The organism is Kitasatospora viridis, assembly GCF_007829815.1.
GTDB classification, from domain to species: Bacteria; Actinomycetota; Actinomycetes; order Streptomycetales; family Streptomycetaceae; genus Kitasatospora; species Kitasatospora viridis.
In genome coordinates this window covers 497,123-517,644 of the sequence record NZ_VIWT01000003.1, presented here as the reverse complement: position 1 = coordinate 517,644, position 20,522 = coordinate 497,123, and the positions used below count along the sequence as shown (strand labels likewise).

Here is a 20,522-nt window from a genome sequence, read left to right as displayed (position 1 = left end):
ACCAATAGGCAAGCCGCCCCCAGCGCTCGTTGCCCCAGTTCCTGTTGCCCCAGTTCTTGCTGATTCGGAGGACTCCATGCCATCCACGATCCCAGGCCCCCGCACCTCGGACCCCGCGGCCCCCGCCCCCGCCGGGCAGGTCGGCGGGGTGGAGACGCACGGCATCGACGTCATCCCCGACGAGGAGCGCCGCGGCCGGGCCCGGGAGCTGTTCGGCGTCTGGGCCGCGCCCAATGTCAGCTACCTGAGCCTGGTGGTCGGCGGCGCGCTGATGCTGCTCGGACTCACCCTCTGGCAGTCGCTGGTGGTGATCGTGGTCGGCAACCTGTTCTGGCTGCCGGTCGGCCTGGTCGCGATCAGCGGCCCGGCCTCCGGCACCCCCAGCGAGGTGATCACCAGAGCCGTCTTCGGCATCCGCGGCAACCGCGCCAGCATCATGCTCACCGGCTGGTTCGTCTCGGTCTGCTACCTGGCGCTGAACTGGGCGGCCGGCTCGCTGGCCGCCTTCGCGCTGGCGGACGAGGCCGGGCTGCGCCCTAGCACCCCGGTCAAGGTGGTGCTGATCGTCGCGGTCGCCGCCGCGACCCTGGCGATCAGCGTCTACGGTCACGCCACCATCGTGCGCCTCTACCTGCCGTTCACCCTGCTGCTGACCGCCGTGTTCGCCGTCCTCGCGGGCCGCGTGCTGACCCGGGCCGACTGGCACTACCACCCGCAGCAGACCCTGCACGGCTCCGCGCTGGCCGCCGCGATCGCCGCCGGACTCACCCTGGTCGCCTCCGCCCCGCTCTCCTACAACAACAGCGCCGACTTCTCCCGCTACCTGCCGCGCACCACCAGCCCCGTCGCGATCGCCGGCTGGACCGCCCTGGGCGGCTACCTGCCGAGCGTCCTGTTCACCTTCCTGGGCTGCGTGGCCGGCACCACGCTGGACATGACGGACCCCCAGGGCGCGCTGGAAGGCATCCTCCCCGGCTGGTTCCGGCCCGCCTTCCTGCTCGCCGTGGTGCTCTCCGCCGTCACCAACAACGCGATGACCGCCTACAGCTCCGGTCTGGCCCTGCAGGCCGTCGGTGTGCGGATCCGCCGCTCGCGCAGCGTCGCGTTGGACGGCACCCTCGGCGTCGCGCTCACCCTCTACGCACTGCTGGTCTCCAACTTCCTGGACACGGTCAACAGCATGCTGGAGCTGATGGTCGTCCTGATGGGCCCGACGCTGGCCGTCTACGCCGCCGACGTGCTGCTGCGCCGCAACCGCTACGACGGCCGGCAGCTCGGCGACGAGACCCCGAGCGGTCCGTTCTGGTACTCGGCGGGCTTCAACCCGGCCGGCGTCACCGCCCTGCTGGTGGCAGCCGGCGCCGCCGCGCTCTGCACCGACAACCCGTTCTACACCGGCCCGCTGGCCCGCGCCCTGGACGGCATCGACCTCTCGCTCCCGGTGGGCACGCTGCTCGGCGCGGGCCTCTACCTGGCGATGATGTGGCCCCGCCGCGAGCGCGCGGCGTGACGGGGGAGGTGCCGCGCGCCCACGGCACCGCTGGACGGGGCTTCCGACTGTGGGCGCCGGGCTCTACGGTGTCCGCATCGGTTGACTGAGTGTCAGAAGGTGGGGGTGGGTCTGGTGGATGTTCCTCTGGCGGATGCGGTGGCTGCGGTGCGGGACGAGTTGCTGGAGGCCGCGGCGCGGGCGGGGACGAACCCGGAGGTGGTCTTCACCGTCGGCCCGGTGGAGATGGAGTTCGAGGTCGAGGTGCGCGCGGACGCGAAGGCCAAGGCCGGCTTCAAGCTCTGGGCGGTCAGCGGCGAGGCCGAGGCCGGCGCCTCCCGGGCGCGCAGCCACCGGGTGTCGTTCACGCTCACCCCGCAGCGCGCCGACGGCACCGACCTGCTGGTGGGTTCGGGACAGGAGCGCCACGCCGGGCCCGGGGACACCGCCGGCCGTATCGCGGACTGAGCGGCGCGGGGGAGCGGTGGGGAGGGGACGGGAGTGGAGCGGGATCGACTCGCGGGAGTGACCGGGCCGGGCGGATCCGGCGCGGGGTACGCAGTGGGCGGGCGGCTGGTGCTGACGTCGGCTCACGTGACCGGGCCGGTCGGCAGCCGGGTGGAGGCCTTCCACCCGGGCGGCACGGGGAGCGCGGACGCGACAGTGGTGTGGTGCGGCGCGCCGGGCGGGCGGGATGACGCCGCCCTCGTGCTGGTCGGCGAGTCCGAGCAGTGGCGGGCGCCGACCGCGCCGGTGCGCTGGGGCCGGCTGGTCACCGACCGCACCGGCACGCCTTGCGACACCTGGGGCCTGCCGGACGAGGCCCAGCGCCCGGGCCGGGCGGTCGAGGCGGCCCAGCTGCGCGGGGAGGTGAACCCGGGCAGCGGCTTCGTCGGCAACCAGTACGTCATGGACCTGGCCCAGCACCCGCCCGCCGCTGACGGTGCCTCACCCTGGGGCGGTCTGTCGGGCGGCGCGGTCTGCGCCGACCGTCTGCTGATCGGCGTGGTCGCCGCCGACCGGGCCCGCTCCGGCCACGGCCGGCTCAACGTGCTGCCCGCCTACGTGCTCCACCACGACCCGGGCTTCCGCGCCGCGCTGGCCGAACACGGCGCCGCGGCGGGCGGCGGCCTGGAGGCGGTGGAGTTCCAGGACCTCGCCGACCCGGCCCAGGCACTGGCCGGCTCCCGTGCGCCGGCCACCCCGGCGGCGCTGCTGGAGGCCGGCCGACGGGCCGTCCCGTTCCACGGCCGGGACGAGCTGGTCGCCGAACTGGCCGACTGGTGCCGGGCGGGCGGCTTCGGCGCCTGGCTGCTGCACGGGCCCGGCGGACAGGGCAAGACCCGCACCGCCCACCAGCTCGCCGACGTGCTGGCCGAGGACGGCTGGGCCGTGCTGTGGCCGCGCGCCACCGCCACCGCGCGGCAGCTCGCCGAGCTGCGGCACGCGGCCCGGCCGCTGCTGGTCGTGCTCGACTACGCCGAGACCCGCGCCGACCAGCTCACCGCGCTGGTCGAGGCCGCCGCCGAGCACCCCGGCAGCGCGCCGCTCAAGCTCCTGCTGCTGGCCCGCACCGACGGTGACTGGTGGGCAGAAGCGCGGACCGCGACCCGCCTCGCCGAGGACCTGTTCGCCGGCGCCCGCACCCACCGCCTGACCCCCTTGGAGCCAGACCCCGCCCTGCGGGCCGGCCACTACCGAGCGGCGGTCCGTGCGCTGGCCGGCCGGCTGCCGCTGGTCGACGGCCTCGGCGTCCATGACTGGGGCTCGGCCGTCGACGCCCTGGCGCCGCGTCAGCTGGACGACGACGCCTACGGCAACGCGCTCACCCTGCAGATGACGGCGCTCGCCGACCTGCTCGACACCGTCGCCGGTGGCCGGGTGACAGCGGGTCAGGAGGCCGAGGGGGTCGAGGACCGCCTGCTCGGCCACGAGCACCGCTACTGGCGCGCCGACGCCGACGCCGAGGCGCGCGGCCTGCGCCCCGCCCTGAGCACGGCAACCCTGGCGACCGCCGTCGCCGCCGCCCAGCTCGCCGGCGCCGCCGACCGGGAACAGGCCGACCGGCTCTGGCAGCGCCTGCCCGCCCTCGCCGACCAGCCCCGCGACCGCCGCGACCAGGTCACCGCCTGGCTGGCCGCCCTCTACCCGAACGCGACGGGGGCTCCCTGGGGCGCGCTGCAGCCCGACCGCCTGGCGGAGCGTCACATCGGCCGCGCCCTGGAGACCGACCCCGGCCTCGCCGACCAGCTGCTCGGCGGCGCCGACGCCCGGCAGCAGGCCCAGCTGCTCACCGGCTACAGCCGCGCGGCCGCCCACCCCGTGTTCGCCGGACGCCTCGACGCCCGGCTCACCGAGCTCTGCCTGCGCCACCACGAGCGGCTGGCCGCCCAGATCATCGCCACCGCCACGCACACCGGTCACCCGGAGCCACTGATCACCGCCCTCGACCGGCTCGTCGAGGCCCCCGACACCAGCGTCGAACACCTCGGCGAGCTCAGCGATCTGATCCCGCGCCGCAGTCGGCGCCTCGCCGACACCGCGCTCCGGCTCGGCGAGGCGCTGGTCCGCCGCCACCTCGCACTCGCCGGGGCGGAGCCCGGCACCCACCTGCCCGAGCTCGCGACCTCCCTCAACAACCTCGCCGTCCGGCTGACCGAGGCCGGTCGGTGGGCGGAGGCCCGGGCCAGGGCCGAGGGAGCCGTCGCCATCCACCTGGCACAGCCGAGTTCCGGCGAGCAACTGCCCGACCTCGCCATGTCCCTCAACAACCTCTCGGCGCAGCTCGCCACAGTGGGTCGGTGGGCGGAGGGCCTGGCCGTCGCGGAGCAGGCCACCGGTCACTACCGAGCCTTGGCGCAGGCGACCCCCGCGGCCTACCTGCCCGGCCTGGCCATGTCCCTCAACAACCTCTCCAACCGGCTGAGCGCGGCGGGCCGGGTCGGGGAGGGGCTGGCGGCGATCGAGGAGGCCGTGGCCATTCGCCGCGTGCTGGCCGAGGCGGGCACCGACGCGCACCTGTCGAACCTGTGCAACTCGCTGAACAACCTGTCCGTCCGGCTGGCGGAGGCGGGCCGGGTCGGGGAGGGGCTGGCGGCGATCGAGGAGGCCGTGGCCATTCGCCGCACGCTGGCCCGGGCGAGCCCCGACGCCTACCTGCCGGACCTGGCCCTCGCCCTGAGCAATCTCGCCAACCGGCTGGACGAGGTGGGCCGGCCGGTGGACGGCCTGGCCGCGATCGAGGAGGCCGTGGACCTCTACCGGACCCTGGCCCGGCAGAGCCCGGACGCCCATCTGCCCCTGCTGGCCGGCTGCCTGAACAACCTCGCCATCAAGGCGCGCGAGGCCGGTCGGGGGCCGACGGGGCTGGCCGCGATCGGGGAGGCCGTGGACTGCTACCGGCGTCTGCTGCCGGTCAACCCCGACGCCTACCTCTCCCGGCTCGCCGACGCGCTGAACGACCTCTCCGTGCACCTGGGGGAGGCGGACCGCCGGGCGGAGGGCCTGGTGGCGATCGAGGAAGCCGTGCAGCACTTCCGCGTGGTCGCTCGGGAGGACCCCGCCGCCCACCTGCCCAAGCTCGCCAACGCCCTCTTCAACTCCACCATCGACCTGGTCGAGTCCGGCCGCTGGGCCGAGGGCCGGGCCGCTCTCGCGGAGGCCGTCCAGCACTACCGCACGCTGGTACTGGCGGACCCAGGGGAGTACCAGGCCGCCCTGGAACAAGCCCTGCTACTGGACGCCTGGCTCCGGCAGAACGGACCGTAGGCCCGCGCGACGCCGAAGGGCCCGCACCCCGATCACGATCGCCGGGGTGCGGACCCTGACCATCCGTCAGCCAAGGGCCGGGTCGCTGAAGCTGGCCTTGCCGGTCTCCACGTGCCCGGCCAGGCGGCGCTGCCAGCTGGCGTCGTCGTCCGCCGTCACCGTGACGTCGTACCAGCCGTGGTTGCACTGCGCGTGCACGGTGTGCACCGCCTTGCCGCCCGGGCGCAGGTGGTAGTGCCGCGCCGGGGCACCGTAGCCGTCGGTGACGGTGAGCTCCACCGGGGTGCTGCCGCCGTTGTGCAGCTCCAGCTTGAGCTGCTCCGAGTGGCCGTCGTGACCGGCCGTCAGCTCGACCCCGGCGGCGCCGGCGGTGCCGTGGAACTCGCGCAGGAACCCGTTCGGGCCGTGCACGGTGAAGGCGTACGCGCCGGTGGCCAGCTGCCACTCGCCGGTCAGCGCGCGGCCGGCCTCGACGGTGTAGCTCCACGGGCCGTTCGGCTGGGTGGTGGAGGTGACCAGGAACTGCGCGCCGACCCGGCCGTGGCTGGCGAAGCCGATCCGCAGCCGGCCGTCGGCCCCGGCGGTGCCGTCGGCGGCCAGGTCGTAGGGCAGCGGGCGGGCCGCGCGCAGACCGGGCTCCTGCTTGGGCAGCTCCGGGTTGGCCGGCGGCACCGGCACGTAGCTGGCGTGCCGGTTCTGGTCCGGCGGGAGGTAGCCGCTGGTGTCCGGCAGGCCCGGCACCTCGGCGTCCGGGTGGCGGAAGTCGAAGGCGGCGGTCAGGTCACCGCAGATGGCCCGGCGCCACGGCGAGATGTTGGGCTCGCGCACGCCGAACCGCTGCTCGATGAACTGGATGATCGAGGTGTGGTCGAAGGTCTGCGAGCAGACCGAGCCGCCCTTGCTCCACGGCGAGACCACGAACATCGGCACCCGCTGCCCGAGCCCGTACTGGCCCGCCACCGAGGAGTCGCCGGCCTTCGGGGTGAACTGCTCGCCGGTGGTGTCCACGGTCGAGCCGCCCTGCGCGGCCGAGGCGGCCGGGAACGCCGGGAGCACGTGGTCGAAGAAGCCGTCGTTCTCGTCGTAGGTGATCAGCAGCGCGGTCTTGCTCCACACCTCCGGGTCGGCGGTGAGTGCGTCCAGCACCTGGGAGATGTACCAGGCGCCGTAGTTGACCGGCCAGTTCGGGTGCTCGGTGAACGCCTCGGGTGCGACCACCCAGGAGACCTGCGGGAGCTTGCCGCCGGTCACGTCGGCCTTCAGCTGGTCGAAGAAGCCCTCGCCGGCCTTGGCGTTGGTGCCGGTGCGGGCCTTGTCGTAGAGCGGGTCGCCCGGCTTGGCGTTGCGGTACTGGTCGAAGTAGAGCAGCGAGTTGTCGCCGTAGTTGCCCCGGTAGGCGTCGTTGATCCAGCCCCAGCCGCCCGGGCCGTCCAGGCCGTCGCCGATGTCCTGGTAGATCTTCCAGGAGACGCCGGCCTGCTCCAGCCGCTCCGGGTAGGTGGTCCAGGAGTACCCGGCCTCGGCGTTGGTGATGACCGGGCCGCCGCCCTTGCCGTCGTTGCCGACGTAGCCGGTCCACATGTAGTACCGGTTCGGGTCGGTCGGGCCGACCAGCGAGCAGTGGTAGGCGTCGCAGATGGTGAAGGCGTCGGCCAGCGCGTAGTGGAACGGGATGTCATCGCGGGTCAGGTAGGCCATCGTGGTGGCCGACTTGGCGGGCACCCACTGGTCGTACTTGCCGTTGTTGAACGCGTGGTGCCCGCTGTTCCAGTCGTGCGGCAGGTCCTCCAGGAACTGCAGCCCCATGTTCTCGGCGGTCGGGTGGAAGGGCAGCACGTCCTTCTTGCCGTCCGACTGGTACCAGACCGGCTTCCCGCTGGGCAGCGTGACCGGGTGCGGGTCGCCGAACCCGCGCACGCCGCGCAGGGTGCCGAAGTAGTGGTCGAAGGAACGGTTCTCCTGCATCAGCACGACGATGTGCTCGATGTCCTTCAGGCTGCCGGTGCGCCGGTTGGCGGGGATCGACGCGGCCCGCGCGATGCTCCCGGAGAGGGCGGAGAAGGCGGCGGTCCCGCCGGCCAGCTGGATGAAACGACGGCGATTGAGATTGTTCATGACAGTCTTGTTCTCCAGGGGAAGCACCGGCTATGCGGGGACAGTCTTCTCGGCGTGCGGCGAAGTGCCGGAGGACCGCGTGCGACCTGCGGGAGAACAGTGGCCGAAGGTGTGGGGATCCCGGGGACGGGCTGGATGGGCACGGGGTAAGCGGGGGTGAGGAGCGGTCAGGTCACCCCGCAGCACCCGCCGGGGTGTGGTCCCCCGGTGCACCGGACCACACCCCGCGAGCTGAGCGGACCTCCCGCCTCGACTACGGGCGGTGCCCGTGGCAGTCGTCAGTGTTCAGCAGCACCGAGACGGTGTTGTCCTGAGCGTTCGTCACGGCCACGTCGAGCCCGCCGTGGCGGGTGAAGCGGCCGGCCGCGATGTACTCCGGGGTCGAGAAGTCGCCGGAGCCGGTGGGGTAGAACTCCGGGGCCTGGAAGCTGCCGTCGCCGTTCCCGCGCAGCAGCGCCAGCGAGTTGCCACCCGTGGCCAGTGCCAGGTCGCGCCTGCCGTGGCCGGTGAAGTCGCCCGCCGTGACCGAGAGCGGGCTGGTCCCCGCAGCGTAGGCGTGCTCCGGCTGGAAGGTGCCGTCCCCGTTGCCCAGCAGCACCCGGGCGGAGTTGTCGGCGTCGGCGAGCACCAGGTCGTCCGTGCCCGTGCCGCGCAGGTCGGCGACGGCCAGCGAGACCGGGACGCCCCCGACCGGGTAGTCCGTCGGCGCGGCCAGCGTGCCGTCGCCGTTGCCGCGGAACACCGCCACCTGGCCGACACCGTCCAGGGCGACCGCCAGGTCCAGGTGACCGGTGCCGCCGAGGTCGGCCAGCCCGATCGAGGCCGGGTTGGAGTTGGCCCCGGTCGAGTAGCCGACCGGTGCCTGGAAGGTGCCGTCCCCGTTGCCCAGCAGCAGCGAGATGCTGCCGTCCCCGGTGTTGCCCAGGTTGCCGACGGCCAGGTCCAGCGTCCCCGTGCCCCGGAAGTCGCCGACGGCGACCGCGTCCGGGTGCGGACCGGTGGCGAAGTGGGTGGGCGGCTGGAAGGTGCCGTCCCCGTTGCCGAGCAGCACCGAGACCCCGTCGTCGTCCTGGTCGGTGACCACCAGGTCCTGCACGCCGTTCCCCCGGAAGTCCCCCACCGCGACGGCACTCGGCCCCGCACCGGCCGGGAAGGTCCGCTGCGCGGCGAACTTGCCGTCGCCGTGGTTCAGCAGGACCGACACCGTCCCGTCCCCGGCGTTCGCCACCACCAGGTCGGTCCGGTGCCGGCCGGTGAAGTCACCCACCGCGATCCCGCGCGGGTTGTGCCCCACCGGGTAGTCGGTCTTCGGCGCGAACACCCCGTCAGCCGCCGACGCACCGCCCGGCACCGCCACCACCGAACCCGCCGCCAGCAATCCTGCCGCCAGGGCGGCCTGACCCAGTCTCAGCCTGCGCATCCGTCACCATCTCCCATCCGGCCCCGCTCGACGCCCGCTCACCGGCCCATGCGCCGATCGGGCAGATGGGGCCGATGCTCAGACGGTGAGCGGCGGAGCGGAGGCAGCGACACCCTGGAGTCGCCGGTTCGAGTGGCCGCGCACGCGGCCGATGAGCGGTACCCGAGCGTCCAGCGTCGGACCGCGTAAGTCTGTTCAGCAGCTCACTCCGTGACGGTCGGTCAGGCCCTGCCGCCGGGCTGCGGGTGAAGGCTCGGCAGGTTGACCACGATCGCCTCCTGGGTGCTGCGGGCGATCACCACGACGGCCGGCTCGTCGGGGTCCGGGTTCTCCTCGCGGTGGGGGACGAAGGGCGGGACGAAGACGTAGTCGCCGGGGCCGGTCTTCAGGCGGACCTCGACGGGCTGGTCGCCGGAGTCGTCCAGGAAGACGAACTCGGGGTGGCCGCTGACCACGTGGATCGCGGTCTCGGACTCGCCGTGGTGGTGGTCGGAGGAGGCGGTGGCGGGCGCGACGTGGGTCTCGCCCATCCAGAGCTTGGCGGAACCGACCGTCCGGCCGCTGATCGCGGCGAAGCGCCGCATGCCGCCGCTCTGCGCGGTGCCGCCGTCCAGTTCGCCGGCCCGGATGTGATGCAGGCGGGCACGCAGCGGGGCGTCGTCCTGCGCGGGCCCGGCCTCGCCGAGGTGCGGGTGGAACCCGGCGCCGGGCTCGGTGCGGGCGGCCCCGCCGGGGGTGGCGGGGTCGGAGGCAGTGGGCTCGGTGGACATGACGGCTCCCTCGCAGGGTCGGTGACGTGTGCGGTCGCCCCTGAACGCTAGGTCGCGCGGTGACGGGATGCCAGGGGGCGCTTCGGGGGTGGCCGGCGGTTCTGGTGACACCTGATCACGGTGGGGGTGCTGACGGGGCGTCGGGGAGGTTCGGCCGTGACGTCAGCGGGTGACTGGCTGGCCCCGCGTCCACAGCTCCTCGGCATGCTCGGCGAACCTGTCGAACATGCCGCCGCTCTCGTACCTCCGCAGGTGCAACAACGGCGAGTCGTGGCCGACCAGGCGGGCCAGGTGCGGTGTCACGAGAAGCTGCTCGTCGAACCGGAACACCGACAGGCTCACATGGTTCACGGCGTCCTCGGGCGAGCTGAAGCGGGCTTCGAGGCCCGCGAGGTTCTTGAGCGCGCGAAGGCTCTCCAACGTGATCCGGATGCGCGTCGACACGCTCAGCGCGGTGTCCTCGATGGCCTCCCGCTGCCGCGTCACCTCCCCCTCCGGGTCGCCGAGGAGCAACCGCACCCGGCAGCCCGACGCGACCTTGCGCCGGATCGTCTCCGCGAACGCCGGCTGCTCCAGCCACACGAAGTAGTTGGTGTAGCCCGCGAGGTAGAGGTCTGCGGTGGTTCGGTCGATCAACTCTCCCCACACGGTGGACGGGCAGGCGGAGCGGTACGGGTACGAGCGCACGAGCTCGCGGTCATGACCGGTCTTGATCCTGTCCTTCATCGCCGACGGCCAGATCATCTCTTCGTCCACTCCCAGTGCCCTGCAAGCGTCTTCACGGTTCCGCGCGTGCGGTACGCGATCCGCATCCGCCAGCCAGCGTTCCACCGTCTTCCCTGTGACACCACATCTCACAGCAAGCTGCCGGGGTGACAGCCCGGCCTCGGCCATAGCAGACCGCAGAGACACATTCAAGGCATCCCCCAGGGACGTTTGGACCTTCTTGGATCCTAGGTCGCTTCGGCCAAGTTGTCCGCCGTTTGGTCAAGGTTTCGTCCTCGAAGACCCGGCAGCATGAAGCCCGCAAACGAGTCACCAAGTGGATGCAGTGCGTGACGGAGGCAACTGTGCTGCCGCGCTGTCCGCATGGCGCTTCTGTGTTCTGGGAGGTGAGAGTGCATTGGGAAGTCGCAGCACGAGTTTGCTGACCTTGAAGGTCTACAGGCTTACCAAGGGCGGCAGACGGGCTGTACTCCAATCCGCGAGTGTGCGATCTGGCGAGCCTTACCTGCCGGTCGTGTCGGGTTGGCCGGAGTGCCGGTGTGTCCAGTGCAGATTGAGGCGTGACGCGGGATGAGGAATCGTGTGGGGCTGGGAGTTGAGCGCCTGCCTGATGTGTGTCGGACCTGTGAGGGGCTGGCCGCGCTCGCTGCGTCGGACGGCCGTTCTGATCCGGCGGTTGCTTCGGCGATCCGGCGGGCGCGGGTGGTTCACGCTCCTCGCTGTCCGTGTCCGGGGCGGCGGCGGTGAGGGACGGCTTCTCGCTTGATGACATCGCGCCGGAGGTGTGGGCGTTCTTGTGGGCCGAGCCGGATCACACGCGCAATCACCTGACTTTCCCCCGTGAGCACCTCGCCCTGGCGATGGTCAGTGAGGAGTACCGGCAGGCCGTCCGGGAGAGCGTGGTGAGGACCGCTCAGTTGGTCGCTCGGCACGGCCTTCCCGCCGGCCTTGACGATGGCGAGGACGACGGGCTGAGCGGCTGGTTCAGCTGACGATTCGAGGGCTCCGCCACCACGGTGGGCGGGAGCGTCTCTGCTCGCTGCTCGGGCGCGGTGTCCCCGAGTGGCGCTGGCCCAATCACATTCCTGGAAGTCCGAGTTGAGGAGAAGAGCCATGTCCAGCGCCGGGAGTTCGATGAACGGCGGCCTGCGCTGCGGGTCGCGGGTCCTGGCGGCTTTCGACCAGGCGGGGAAGCCGTACGCCGGGGTGGCCGCGCGGGTGGCCGCCCGGCTCATCGCCGAGCAGTGCAGCGCCGGCGCGCCCAGGGGCGGGGAGGGGGAGGAACAGGGGGCGGAGGGCGATGACTTCCCCGCCTGACCGTTCAGTTCAACGGCCTCGGCCAACCAACGGGCTTCGCCCGACCCGAGGCTGCCGTGAAACGTGATGAGTGAAAGGAACGATCCCCGTGGACAGGTCGAACTACATCAGCCCCCCGCCCCGCCGAATCGGCGCGCAGGCGGTCCTGCTGCACCCGCAACAGGACCAGGTGATGGTCCTTCGGATGCGGGAGCGCCGTTGCGGCTGGTTGCCGGGTGGGCACTGCGCGCCGAACGAGTCGGCGCTCGTGGCGGTGGAGCGGATCGTGCGGTTGCAGCTGGGCGTCGCGGTGCCGTTCAGCGGCACGGATCTGGCGGTGGTGGACTACTCGCCGGCCAACCGGGAACCGGAGGCGCGGGAGGGGTACAACTTCGTGTTCGTTCGCCGGTTGAGCGTGGAGCAGGCCGGCCTGGCGCGTCCCCAGGAGGCGGCGGGGCCGGACCTGCTGGGCTACGACTGGGTGAACGTGGCCGCGTTGGAGACCGTGTGCCTGCCGTACCACGTGCGACGGATCGCCCGGGCTGTGGAGGCCCACGAGGCGGGCGCGCCGGTGGGCCGGTTCCTGGCGCAGGGGCTGGTGGCCTGATGCCGACCGCCCAGGGCCCCTGTCCGCACCCGGTTGACCCGAAGCGCCGTCAGGTCTGGACCTCCCTCGGGACGCACGGCATGATGATCATGCTGGGTATGCTGACGGACCATCGGTCACGTCCGTAGGGAGGGGTTCCGCTTGAGCGGGAACGAGAACGACTGGATGGGCACGTTCCGGTCGGTCGAGGAGCAGCGCACCACCCTGCAGACCGACCGACCGCACCCCGCCCGGATGTACGACTACTACCTGGGCAGGTAGTCCCGCTATACAGAGTCTGCCCTCTGAAGCCTTGATCAAACCTGTCCACTACCCGGATGCCCAGGTCAGTGGGTCTTTTTGATGGTGTAGAAGGTCGACCGGGCAGCCGGCACACCGAGGTGGGGGGAAGCTTTGGGCGGTGTCCTTGCGGGGCTGGGGTCGGGCATGGCCGGGGGGCCGTAAGCTGCTGCGGACTCGGTCAGGGCTTTTGGGCCTGACCGCAATGTGGCCGAGTGGCCCCCCGGTCTTGCCCGACTCGGGCCCCGGCCCGGCAAGGTGCGTAAAGCTTCCCCCCACCGTCCCCAGCCACAGCGCGCAAGTGAAGCCCCGGTTGCCAGCTCATCGGCCGACCGGGGCCTCAGCTTTGCTGTGGCGTTGTGTGGGCTGTCAGGCCTCGCCGAACTCTCCCGCGCGCACGGACTCGACGAACGCCGCGAACGATGCGGTCGAGAAGATGAGCGAGCCCCCGTTGGGGTTCTTCGAGTCGCGTACGGGGACGACTCCGGGGATGCCATCGGCAACCTCGACGCAGTCGCCACCGTTGCCCGAGTGCGTGCTCTTGCGCCAGCTGGCGCCGGTCAGGTCAGGAAGCATGTTCAAAGTCCTCTCGTAGCCTGCGGGTCTTGGCCAGTGACTCAGTCGGCGACAGTGCCTCGGCCTGGAGAAGATCGTAGTCGTCGGCCCATTCGGCCACGGTCTCACTATCCCTCTCCAGGTAGCCGCGTTGAAGACCCTCCGTGTAACCGAGCATCGTCCGACCTGCCATCGTCAGCAACGTCAGTGGGTGGCTCAACGGGTGCAGCTCCGCCACCGCGTTCAGCGCGACCTGGATCGTGGTCCTCGGCTCTCGGGCCAGGACCTCCAAGTGCCGGAGTTGCCTCGCCATCACACTCGGACCACCGATGGGTCGGACTAGACACGTCTCATCCATGACGACGCGCAGTGATGGACGGGGCGTTTTGGTGAAGATGCGTTGCCGGTCCAGCAGGAACTTCACGCGCGAGTCGGCCTGAGCCTGACTGATCTTACCGCGAAGGACGTTGCCCGATTCCATGGCTGCGGCGTACTCCGCCGTCTGCAACAGCCCTGGGATCACGCGTGGCTGGAAGATCCTAAGCGCCGTCGCGTTGGCCTCTTGAGCTGTGTACTCGGGGAAGCCCTGGATCAGCGAACCGTTCTTCCAGCTCCACCACAGCAGCTCAAGCGTCCCGCCCGTCTTCAGGTGAAGATCGGCGCGCTGGATAAAGGTCAAACTCGGCGCCTCTTTTGTCGTCTCTACGTTCGAGATGTAGGTGTTGGAGTAGCCGACAAGTAGGCCGAGCCCCAGCTGGGTCAAGCCCAGCGCCTCCCGCGACCTGCGAAGTTGAACTGCGAGAGCTGCCAACGGTGATGACGTTGGATCAAGTGTTCGCCGATTCAAGATCGCCCCCAATTAGAGGTAGCCGTAATTCCAGAGTTGGAATCCTTCCGATGCTAGCCGTGCTACCCGATCCTTGTAAGCGGATCGCTACGGAGAGGAGTGGCGGCCGGCCGATCACTGCGCTCGTGGCATCGAGGCGCAACCGAAACCCCCGCGACCGTGCGACCGGTCCGGGGGCGTGGCCAACCTGACGAAGGCAGGTCGACGTGCAAAACTTTACCGCTCCGTATCTGCAAGCGATTGTCCTGCCCGGGCGTTCGCCCGCGGTGGCGCTTGAGGGCTCGGTGTGGCTGCCGTGCCGTGAGGCTTCGGCATCCCAAGCTCGCGTGCTGCTGCGGACGTTGCTGGCGCAGCTCGAATCCCCTGAACTTGACTGGTGCAACGCCGAGTTGGTGGCCAGTGAGCTGGTAACCAATGCGGTGATCCACGGGTCCGGACGTTCGGGCGGGCTGATCTTCGTGCGGTTCGAGGGGTCCGTCGAGCAGCTTCGGATCGAGGTGCACGACTCCAGCCGGGCGCTGCCGACGGTGCAGTCGGCGAGCTTGGACGACGAGGGCGGCCGAGGGCTGCACCTGGTGGAGTTGCTGGGCGCGGCGTGGGGAAGCGAGGGTTCCGACGTCGGGCTGAGCAAGCGGGTGTGGGCGATCGTTCGGCCGGATCGGAACGTGCCGTGAGCTGGGACTGGTCTCCTCTCGACGACATCGACCCCGAGGTGCTGGCGTTCTTGTGGGCGGACGTCGACTATCACCGGAATCAGCGTCAATTCCCGGATGAGCATCTGCTGTTGCTCATGCACGACGAGGGCTATCGGCTGGCGGTGCGGGCCAGCATCGTGGCCCACACGAACACGGTGCAGCGGTACGGCAGGGTGCTCGACCCGTTCGAGGCCGGGGCTGCCGATACGGATCCGGAGCTGCCGGACCGTTGACGGTTCGTCCGCTGGCCTGTGCGTGGTCGGGTCGGCGCGCGGCGGGGCGTACCTGCATAGGTGAGCCCTCCTCTTGATCGCCCCCCTGGGTTTCGCTTGGTGTGCCTGGGTGGGCGGGCGGTCTCGGCTTTCTGCGCACGGGTGCCGTTCCCCGGGCCGGGGCCGCCTCCTTCATCGTCATGACGTCCTCGTGAGGAGAGGTATGTCCAGTTCCACGGTGTCCAGCGGGCGGCCCGGCTACGGGTCGCGGGTGTTGGCGGCCTTCGACCAGGCGCAGCGTCCGTACGCGGGGGTGGCCGCTCGGGTTGCTGCCCGGTTGGTGGCGCAGGAGGACGCGGCCGGCGCGACCGGGGACCCGAGCAGTGCGGGCCAGGGGGAGGACGAGCTGTGACGGGCGGAGTGCGGGCTCGCCGGGTGCTGCGTGGCTGGCTGCGGGCGGTGCGGCTGCCGGACCGGAGCACGCTGAACTGGGCTCTGCGGCAGTGGGCTTGGGCGTGGGGATTTGTGCCCGGTGCCATGGTGCTGCCCCCGGAGGGCTGGGACGAGCCTCCGCCGGAGTGGTGACTCCTCCTGATCTCCCGTCGGGTCCACCTCTCTCTTGGCGGGTTGGGGGCCCCGGTGTCGCGACGGGCTTCGGTCCGGTCCGGGGCCGCCATCTTCTCGAACCATCAAATGTGATGAGTGAAAGGGAACGATCTTCATGGACAGGTCGAACTACGTCAGTCCGCCGCCGCGTCGGATCGGGGCGCAGGCGGTGCTGCTGCACCCGGAGCGGGATCAGGTGATGGTCCTTCGGATGCGGGATCGGCGGTGCGGTTGGTTGCCGGGTGGGCACTGCGCGCCGAACGAGTCGGCGATGGTGGCGGTGGAGCGGATCGTGCGGTTGCAGCTGGGCGTCGTGGTGCCGTTCGGTGGCGCGGATCTGGCGGTGGTGGACTACTCGCCGGCCAACCCGGAGCCGGAGGCGCGCGAGGGGTACAACTTCGTGTTCGTGCGCCGGTTGGACGTGGAGCAGGCGGGGTTGGCGCGTCCGCAGGAGGCGGCGGGGCCGGATCTGCTGGGCTACGACTGGGTGAGGGTGGCCGAGTTGGAGACCGTGTGCCTGCCGTATCACGTGCGCCGGATCACGAGGGCGGTGGCGGTGGCCGAAGTGGGGCCGACGCTGGGGCGGTTCCTGATGCAGGGCCAGGTGGCGTGATGTCGAGCGGGCCGGGTTTGGGACCGGGGATGGGTCGGCGGGCGGGCGAGGTGGCGGCGGCGTTGATCCACTACGCCCGTCCGGTCTGCGAGTTGGAGCATCGGTGGGTGTTCGTGCACCCGGATGGCTTCGGTGACCTCATGGTGTCCTACGACCCGGAGGCGGAGTTGAGCTGGACGCCGTTGAGTCCGCAGGAGCGGGCTGCCGCGTACGCGGCCCTGTGGGACGAGGAGGGGCAGGACGGGGCGGGCGAGGCGCGGGACGGACTGGAGGGCACCGGGAAGGGCGGGGAGGCGGTCCGGTGACACCAGTGGGCGAGGTGACCGTCCTGGTCTGCCAGAGCGCTTTCGACTGACCCCACACAGGCACCACGAACCAAGCCGCGCCCGTATTGCCTCCCGAGCGGCGGATCGTTCGGGAGGCAACGAGCCTCTTGCCTCCGTGGCTTGGGGGCAGGAGTATGGCCTCGGCCCGCACATGCCAAGTGGCATGTCGGCCCGCTGTACCAGTGGACATCAAGGCTCTTCGTGGTGCTCCCAAGTTGAAGGGGCACTGAGGCGGAGCTTCGTCCAAGGCTCGTGACGTTGCATCAGGCATCGTCGGGGAGAGGGGACTGGACGTGAAGGCAGCTATTAGGAAGGTCGCACGGTGTGCAGCTATTGCTGGCATCCTTGCGACGGCCAGCACGGTGGGTATGTCCGGAATTGCGAACGCGGCATCGGATTCCTACACCGCTGACCATGTCGAATTGATCCTGGACAACAACTCCAGCACGCGGATGGCGGACATCTGCAACTACCAGTCGAGCACGAATGACTTTTATTTCCGTGTGGTTGACAACAAGTGGGGTGCAACCGTACGGCTGTACAACGACTGGACGGGACTGAACTACTACGGTGGGCTGTTGACGCTCGCCGCTGGCACGTGTGATTCGTTCATCATCGACGCTCCGAACGACGCGCTCGTTTCGGAGTTCAGCCCCAACGGCACTACCTGGTATGGGACTAACCCAGTGGGATACAACTAGCCGACAGGGTGCCGAGGGCCTGGCCGCCGTCATGGCGACCGGGCCCTCGGCGTTTGTAATAGTTTCAACAGACTTCGTCGCGGACGGCCGTTCGTGCGGCTTGATGGTTGCACTGTGTGCTGAGAGGACTACAGTGCAAGGCTATGCGCCGGGCGTGCGCCCCCGTGGTGCGGGGGTGGTCCGGGTGCTAACGGACAGGGCTGGGGGCGACGAACTGTGGATGAGCTCGGACGGGACGACGACGAACCGGAGCCGGCGGAGCCGGTGGGCAGTTTCCTGGGCGGGGGGCCGATGCTGCCAGGGGTGGACTACAACAGAGCGTGGCGTGAAGCCCGGGCGGCGGCGGGTGAGTTGAACCGGGTGTTCGCCTGCTTCGGCCTGGGTGGGGTGGTGCGGGCGCAGGCCGGATGGGCGGACGACGGGTCGGGGCTGGTGCACCTGCGTGGCACGGTGGAGGGTGCGCGAACCCTTGCCGCGGTGCTGGATCAGATGGTGTCCCGCGGTGTCGGTCCGGATGATCTTGGCCCGTCGGGGAGGTCTGCCGCTTCCGGGTGATCGTCGTACTGGCCTGGGTGGGTGTTCGAGCTGGGCGGCCCGGCGCGCGGCCGGGACCGGCCGCCAGGCCGCAGCCCGGCCAGCGCGCAAGGGTCGCCGGCGGCGCGAACGCGCCGCCGCCTTGAGTACGTATATGAGGTTTTCCGGAATCACGACGGCACCAGCGGCTCAAGATCGGACGCGGCTCGGGACCATCTTGTCGCCGTACCTGGCCCGGGCCGGTGCCTGGCGCGGAACTCGCCCACGAAGCCGACGCATCAAGACCGCTGACGCGGACCGGGAACGCGCCGCCGTCTTGGGCTTGTGGGCGGCCGAACACTAGCGCCACCTGTGCACCGCTGCGGCGCAGTTGCTGTGGGTCGACGACCTCACGCGCGTCGCGACCTGCCCCACCCCGTGCCTTCCACGCGTTGTCCGGGCGTGACGACAGTGGGCCGGACGGCCCTGTCTTCTCGCCTCCGATTTGCCGCCGGTGCGTGGGCGGCTAAAGCTGATGTCGCCCGACGTCTCACGGCAGCGCTGGCTCCCGTTGGACGGCCCACACCGCAGCCCGGGCGGACGTTGCCTTCTGTAATGATGCCGGGCCCAAATTCGCCCCTGCCTGAGGTGGCCCCTGTCACCCTTGCCCCGATGAATGGAACTTCGACATGTTCGCGATTACACGCCCGGCCCTCGCCGCAGCCCTGGCCTTGATGGCAAGTGCGGGCCCGTCCGTCGCAGCAACGCCCAGCCTCCGTGTCGATCAGGCTGACACGTCGTGCATGGGGGCAACTAACTACAGCTATGGGGGCGACTGGCGGGGCAAAAGCGGGTCCGACAAAATCCTAATCTGGTTGAAGCCGGTGCCGGAAGGGCGCGACGGACACGCGACCATATCCGACTCGGCGGGCAAAGGCGGCCCCGGACGCTTTCTCGTTACCCGGACCGGATTCCTCGTCCTAATGATCGATGGAGACACGTCCAGGCGCCCCCTCTACACTGTCAAATCGGTCACGTGTACCAAGTCCACGGGGTTCGTGCCTGTGGTAGCGGTCAGCTTCACCGTCCTGAGCACAGAAAGCAACATCACGTACACAATGAGCAAGCTCATCCCTCTCCAACTCTGACCCGCCAGGCCAAGTAGCCGGGAATTCTTGGTCATCCACCCTGAATAGTGGCCATCTGAGGTGCTCCCGTGCCGTGGCGCTTATGCGCGCGACGAGCGCCGCCGTTCGGCAGAGGCCGCCATCTGCCGAACGGTGAGCGTTCGGTCAGTGCCGCGCGAGGTAGCCCAGGGCGAGACTGAGCAGAGCCGTACCAGTGCTGACCAGCCATCCCTTGGGAAACCGCTGGATGCTCACATAGAGTCCGCCGCAGCGTAGTTCGAATGCTGGCGGCGGCTCGCTGATGCCCGTGCCCTCGGGCGCATTGGTGGGTCGTACGGCCTTGTGGGTCAAGTTGAGCATGACAAAGAGCCTTCCGGTGAAGGGAAGGCGGGTCACTTAGGCAGCTAGTTCGAGGCGCCCCAGCGCGCTGCGGTTGTGCCCGCCCCGGTGGGTGGTCACGGGGAGGGCGGGGTTCGGACCCCTTGGGGTGATCTGTGGTGATACGTCGATCGGCTCGGGCTGCCACGCCGGGATATCGGCGGTACGCGTTCGGGTCAGCGAGCCAGACAGTAGCCGCAGCAGGGCGCGGACCAGGAACCGCAACAAGCAGATGATCAGCGCTGCGAGCGCGGCCAAGAACTCCCGAGCAGCGGCGCGTCGTTCCAGCCCTGTCTTCGCGTCGCGCAGCTTCGCGGCTACGGTGCTTAGCCGAGCCTTCGCAGAGTCATGCTCATCGATGATTACAAGATCGGAGTAGATGACCTCAAGGCCGGCATGGCTGCAGCGGAGCTGCATCCTCCTGGGCGCCCTGGCGAGGAGGCTTGAGGGGTCGACCCCTGCGTGTCTGGCGAACTCCGCAAGGTACGAAAGAACCCGTGTGGCCTCTTCGGGGCCAAAGATGTGTCCAGCCAACTCGATTTCGAGATGGCGCAGTAGATCGGAGCGCGCGTTGCCGTGAGGCTTCATGCTTGGTGCCTCGTTGTTCATCTTCACCCCCTTGGCTGTGAGCGACTGCGGGAAGTCTAGCCTCGGCGACTACCCCAAGGTGGGCAGAAGCCGGCAGGTTGCGCCGAGAGACCTTCCACGGTCGGCCCCCGTGGTCAGTCAGCCGGTTGGGGGTGGTGGGTGTAGACCATGTGGATTCCGGTGGCGCCGGTGGTGAGGGTTTCCAGCATGAGCCGCTCGCCGCTCTGGCTCTGGGTGAGTCGTTCGGTGATCAGCAGGGGGCTGCCTGCGGGTACGCGTAGCGTGGCGGATTCGTCGGGGTTGGGCATGCGGGCTGTGACGCCGTCGTCCCACATCAACGGGCCGTGTGCTGCAGCGAGTTGGCGGTAGGCCTCGGTGGCGCAGACGTCGGGCTCGGCGGCCAGGCTGGTTGTGGTGATCCGCTCCATGGGCAGCAGCATGCTGTGCCTGGCCAAGTTACCGGTGGGCTGATGGATGATCAGCCGGTCGACCAGGAGCGCGGCTTCGCCCTCGTCGAGTCGCAGGAGGGCGGCCGGGCAGGGTTCCAGGCGCACTGCGTAGGCGGTGGCCTTCTCCTTGGCCTCCCAGCCGCTTGGGCATGTGAACGTGCCATCGCTGGCGAGGTGGACGGTGCGGCTGATGAAAACCGCGTCGACCGTGGCCTGGGGCTCGCGCACGTAGGTGCCGGATCCCTGTCGGACGTCCAATAGTCCTTCGGCGCGCAGGGCGGCGACGGCTTGGCGGACGGTGGCACGTGAGACGCCGTACCGCTCGGTGAGCTCGGGCTCCGTGGGGATCTTGGCTCCCGGCTTCCACTTGCCACGCGCGATGGCCTTGCGCATCTCGGCGGCGACCTGGCCGTGAAGCGGCTGGCGTCCCACTGGCATCTTG

The 20,522-nt window shown here is 70.3% G+C and carries 23 protein-coding genes; 14 read left to right on the top strand and 9 right to left on the bottom strand.

Going from position 1 to position 20,522, the window contains the following annotated elements; translation table 11 throughout:
- Positions 1–76 precede the first annotated feature (76 nt).
- From FHX73_RS32915 to FHX73_RS47395, 3 genes are all read left to right on the top strand, one after another.
- A complete protein-coding gene (locus tag FHX73_RS32915; RefSeq protein WP_211786401.1) occupies positions 77–1,510 on the top strand; it encodes a purine-cytosine permease family protein in 1,434 nt (477 codons plus the stop codon).
- A 114-nt stretch (positions 1,511–1,624) separates the two neighbouring features.
- Positions 1,625–1,957 carry a trypco2 family protein gene (locus FHX73_RS32910; RefSeq protein ID WP_145909600.1) on the top strand — a complete coding sequence of 111 codons (333 nt, stop codon included), beginning with the start codon at positions 1,625–1,627 and terminating at the stop codon, positions 1,955–1,957.
- A gap of 108 nt (positions 1,958–2,065) precedes the next feature.
- Positions 2,066–5,257, top strand: a complete 3,192-nt coding sequence (locus FHX73_RS47395; protein WP_170305183.1) for a tetratricopeptide repeat protein — start codon at positions 2,066–2,068, stop codon at positions 5,255–5,257.
- 66 nt (positions 5,258–5,323) lie between these two features.
- On the opposite strand, the gene FHX73_RS32900 is transcribed toward FHX73_RS47395, so the two are convergent.
- The 4 genes from FHX73_RS32900 to FHX73_RS32885 all read right to left on the bottom strand — a co-directional run bounded on the left by FHX73_RS32900 (position 5,324) and on the right by FHX73_RS32885 (position 10,456).
- The gene (locus FHX73_RS32900) at positions 5,324–7,372 is read right to left on the bottom strand and encodes a phosphocholine-specific phospholipase C (RefSeq protein ID WP_145909598.1); all 2,049 of its coding nucleotides are present in this window, start codon (positions 7,370–7,372) and stop codon (positions 5,324–5,326) included.
- Between the two features lie 253 nt (positions 7,373–7,625).
- Positions 7,626–8,792 (bottom strand): FG-GAP repeat domain-containing protein, encoded by a 1,167-nt coding sequence (locus FHX73_RS32895; protein WP_145909597.1) that lies wholly within the window; start codon positions 8,790–8,792, stop codon positions 7,626–7,628.
- A 221-nt stretch (positions 8,793–9,013) separates the two neighbouring features.
- Entirely contained in the window at positions 9,014–9,562 is a 549-nt protein-coding gene (locus FHX73_RS32890; protein WP_145909596.1) for a cupin domain-containing protein, read from the bottom strand.
- 162 nt (positions 9,563–9,724) lie between these two features.
- The gene (locus FHX73_RS32885; protein WP_145909595.1) at positions 9,725–10,456 is read right to left on the bottom strand and encodes a helix-turn-helix domain-containing protein; all 732 of its coding nucleotides are present in this window, start codon (positions 10,454–10,456) and stop codon (positions 9,725–9,727) included.
- Positions 10,457–11,031: 575 nt separating this feature from the next.
- Here FHX73_RS32885 and FHX73_RS32880 point away from each other — a divergent pair.
- The 4 genes from FHX73_RS32880 (at position 11,032) to FHX73_RS32865 (ending at position 12,452) form a co-directional block, all read left to right on the top strand.
- Positions 11,032–11,280, top strand: a complete 249-nt coding sequence (locus FHX73_RS32880; protein WP_145909594.1) for a hypothetical protein — start codon at positions 11,032–11,034, stop codon at positions 11,278–11,280.
- Between the two features lie 121 nt (positions 11,281–11,401).
- Positions 11,402–11,605 carry a hypothetical protein gene (locus tag FHX73_RS32875; protein WP_145909593.1) on the top strand — a complete coding sequence of 68 codons (204 nt, stop codon included), beginning with the start codon at positions 11,402–11,404 and terminating at the stop codon, positions 11,603–11,605.
- An 88-nt stretch (positions 11,606–11,693) separates the two neighbouring features.
- Entirely contained in the window at positions 11,694–12,191 is a 498-nt protein-coding gene (locus tag FHX73_RS32870; protein ID WP_170305182.1) for an NUDIX domain-containing protein, read from the top strand.
- Positions 12,192–12,332: 141 nt separating this feature from the next.
- Positions 12,333–12,452 carry an SAM-dependent methyltransferase gene (locus FHX73_RS32865; RefSeq protein ID WP_145909591.1) on the top strand — a complete coding sequence of 40 codons (120 nt, stop codon included), beginning with the start codon at positions 12,333–12,335 and terminating at the stop codon, positions 12,450–12,452.
- Positions 12,453–12,839: 387 nt separating this feature from the next.
- Here FHX73_RS32865 and FHX73_RS32860 read toward each other — a convergent pair whose 3' ends face one another.
- Both FHX73_RS32860 and FHX73_RS32855 read right to left on the bottom strand, forming a co-directional pair.
- Positions 12,840–13,046 (bottom strand): DUF397 domain-containing protein, encoded by a 207-nt coding sequence (locus FHX73_RS32860; RefSeq protein WP_145909590.1) that lies wholly within the window; start codon positions 13,044–13,046, stop codon positions 12,840–12,842.
- Complete coding sequence (locus FHX73_RS32855; protein WP_170305181.1) at positions 13,036–13,836, bottom strand: DUF5753 domain-containing protein; 801 nt, start codon at positions 13,834–13,836, stop codon at positions 13,036–13,038. The genes FHX73_RS32860 and FHX73_RS32855 overlap by 11 nt, the downstream gene beginning before the upstream one ends.
- A gap of 242 nt (positions 13,837–14,078) precedes the next feature.
- Between FHX73_RS32855 and FHX73_RS32850 the strand changes: the two genes are divergently transcribed.
- From FHX73_RS32850 to FHX73_RS32820, 7 genes are all read left to right on the top strand, one after another.
- Positions 14,079–14,546, top strand: coding sequence for an ATP-binding protein (locus FHX73_RS32850; RefSeq protein WP_145909588.1), 468 nt, complete (start codon positions 14,079–14,081; stop codon positions 14,544–14,546).
- Complete coding sequence (locus tag FHX73_RS32845) at positions 14,543–14,800, top strand: hypothetical protein (protein ID WP_145909587.1); 258 nt, start codon at positions 14,543–14,545, stop codon at positions 14,798–14,800. The genes FHX73_RS32850 and FHX73_RS32845 overlap by 4 nt, the downstream gene beginning before the upstream one ends.
- A 202-nt stretch (positions 14,801–15,002) precedes the next feature.
- Positions 15,003–15,191, top strand: coding sequence for a hypothetical protein (locus FHX73_RS32840; RefSeq protein ID WP_145909586.1), 189 nt, complete (start codon positions 15,003–15,005; stop codon positions 15,189–15,191).
- 309 nt (positions 15,192–15,500) lie between these two features.
- Entirely contained in the window at positions 15,501–15,998 is a 498-nt protein-coding gene (locus tag FHX73_RS32835) for an NUDIX domain-containing protein (RefSeq protein WP_145909585.1), read from the top strand.
- Positions 15,999–16,027: 29 nt separating this feature from the next.
- Positions 16,028–16,303: a hypothetical protein gene (locus FHX73_RS32830; RefSeq protein WP_145909584.1), complete on the top strand. Its 276-nt coding sequence runs from the start codon at positions 16,028–16,030 to the stop codon at positions 16,301–16,303.
- Positions 16,304–16,617: 314 nt separating this feature from the next.
- Entirely contained in the window at positions 16,618–17,025 is a 408-nt protein-coding gene (locus FHX73_RS32825) for a hypothetical protein (RefSeq protein ID WP_145909583.1), read from the top strand.
- 216 nt (positions 17,026–17,241) lie between these two features.
- The gene (locus FHX73_RS32820; RefSeq protein WP_145909582.1) at positions 17,242–17,580 is read left to right on the top strand and encodes a hypothetical protein; all 339 of its coding nucleotides are present in this window, start codon (positions 17,242–17,244) and stop codon (positions 17,578–17,580) included.
- Positions 17,581–18,830: 1,250 nt separating this feature from the next.
- Here the strand turns inward: FHX73_RS32820 and FHX73_RS32815 are convergent.
- The 3 genes from FHX73_RS32815 to FHX73_RS32805 all read right to left on the bottom strand — a co-directional run bounded on the left by FHX73_RS32815 (position 18,831) and on the right by FHX73_RS32805 (position 20,518).
- Positions 18,831–19,025 carry a hypothetical protein gene (locus FHX73_RS32815; RefSeq protein ID WP_145909581.1) on the bottom strand — a complete coding sequence of 65 codons (195 nt, stop codon included), beginning with the start codon at positions 19,023–19,025 and terminating at the stop codon, positions 18,831–18,833.
- 36 nt (positions 19,026–19,061) lie between these two features.
- A complete protein-coding gene (locus FHX73_RS32810) occupies positions 19,062–19,652 on the bottom strand; it encodes a hypothetical protein (RefSeq protein WP_145909580.1) in 591 nt (196 codons plus the stop codon).
- A gap of 113 nt (positions 19,653–19,765) precedes the next feature.
- Entirely contained in the window at positions 19,766–20,518 is a 753-nt protein-coding gene (locus FHX73_RS32805) for a GntR family transcriptional regulator (protein ID WP_145909579.1), read from the bottom strand.
- Positions 20,519–20,522: the final 4 nt, after the last annotated feature.

Bases quoted from the DNA above. Each gene is read 5' to 3' on its own strand.
- FHX73_RS32830 (WP_145909584.1), top strand. From the start codon at position 16,028: ATGGGTCGGCGGGCGGGCGAGGTGGCGGCGGCGTTGATCCACTACGCC.
- FHX73_RS32860 (WP_145909590.1), bottom strand. From the start codon at position 13,046: ATGCTTCCTGACCTGACCGGCGCCAGCTGGCGCAAGAGCACGCACTCG.
- FHX73_RS32810 (WP_145909580.1), bottom strand. From the start codon at position 19,652: ATGAACAACGAGGCACCAAGCATGAAGCCTCACGGCAACGCGCGCTCC.
- FHX73_RS32815 (WP_145909581.1), bottom strand. From the start codon at position 19,025: ATGCTCAACTTGACCCACAAGGCCGTACGACCCACCAATGCGCCCGAG.
- FHX73_RS32915 (WP_211786401.1), top strand. From the start codon at position 77: ATGCCATCCACGATCCCAGGCCCCCGCACCTCGGACCCCGCGGCCCCC.
- FHX73_RS32840 (WP_145909586.1), top strand. From the start codon at position 15,003: ATGTCCAGTTCCACGGTGTCCAGCGGGCGGCCCGGCTACGGGTCGCGG.
- FHX73_RS32875 (WP_145909593.1), top strand. From the start codon at position 11,402: ATGTCCAGCGCCGGGAGTTCGATGAACGGCGGCCTGCGCTGCGGGTCG.
- FHX73_RS32885 (WP_145909595.1), bottom strand. From the start codon at position 10,456: ATGGCCGAGGCCGGGCTGTCACCCCGGCAGCTTGCTGTGAGATGTGGT.
- FHX73_RS32895 (WP_145909597.1), bottom strand. From the start codon at position 8,792: ATGCGCAGGCTGAGACTGGGTCAGGCCGCCCTGGCGGCAGGATTGCTG.
- FHX73_RS32900 (WP_145909598.1), bottom strand. From the start codon at position 7,372: ATGAACAATCTCAATCGCCGTCGTTTCATCCAGCTGGCCGGCGGGACC.
- FHX73_RS32805 (WP_145909579.1), bottom strand. From the start codon at position 20,518: ATGCCAGTGGGACGCCAGCCGCTTCACGGCCAGGTCGCCGCCGAGATG.
- FHX73_RS32890 (WP_145909596.1), bottom strand. From the start codon at position 9,562: ATGTCCACCGAGCCCACTGCCTCCGACCCCGCCACCCCCGGCGGGGCC.
- FHX73_RS32835 (WP_145909585.1), top strand. From the start codon at position 15,501: ATGGACAGGTCGAACTACGTCAGTCCGCCGCCGCGTCGGATCGGGGCG.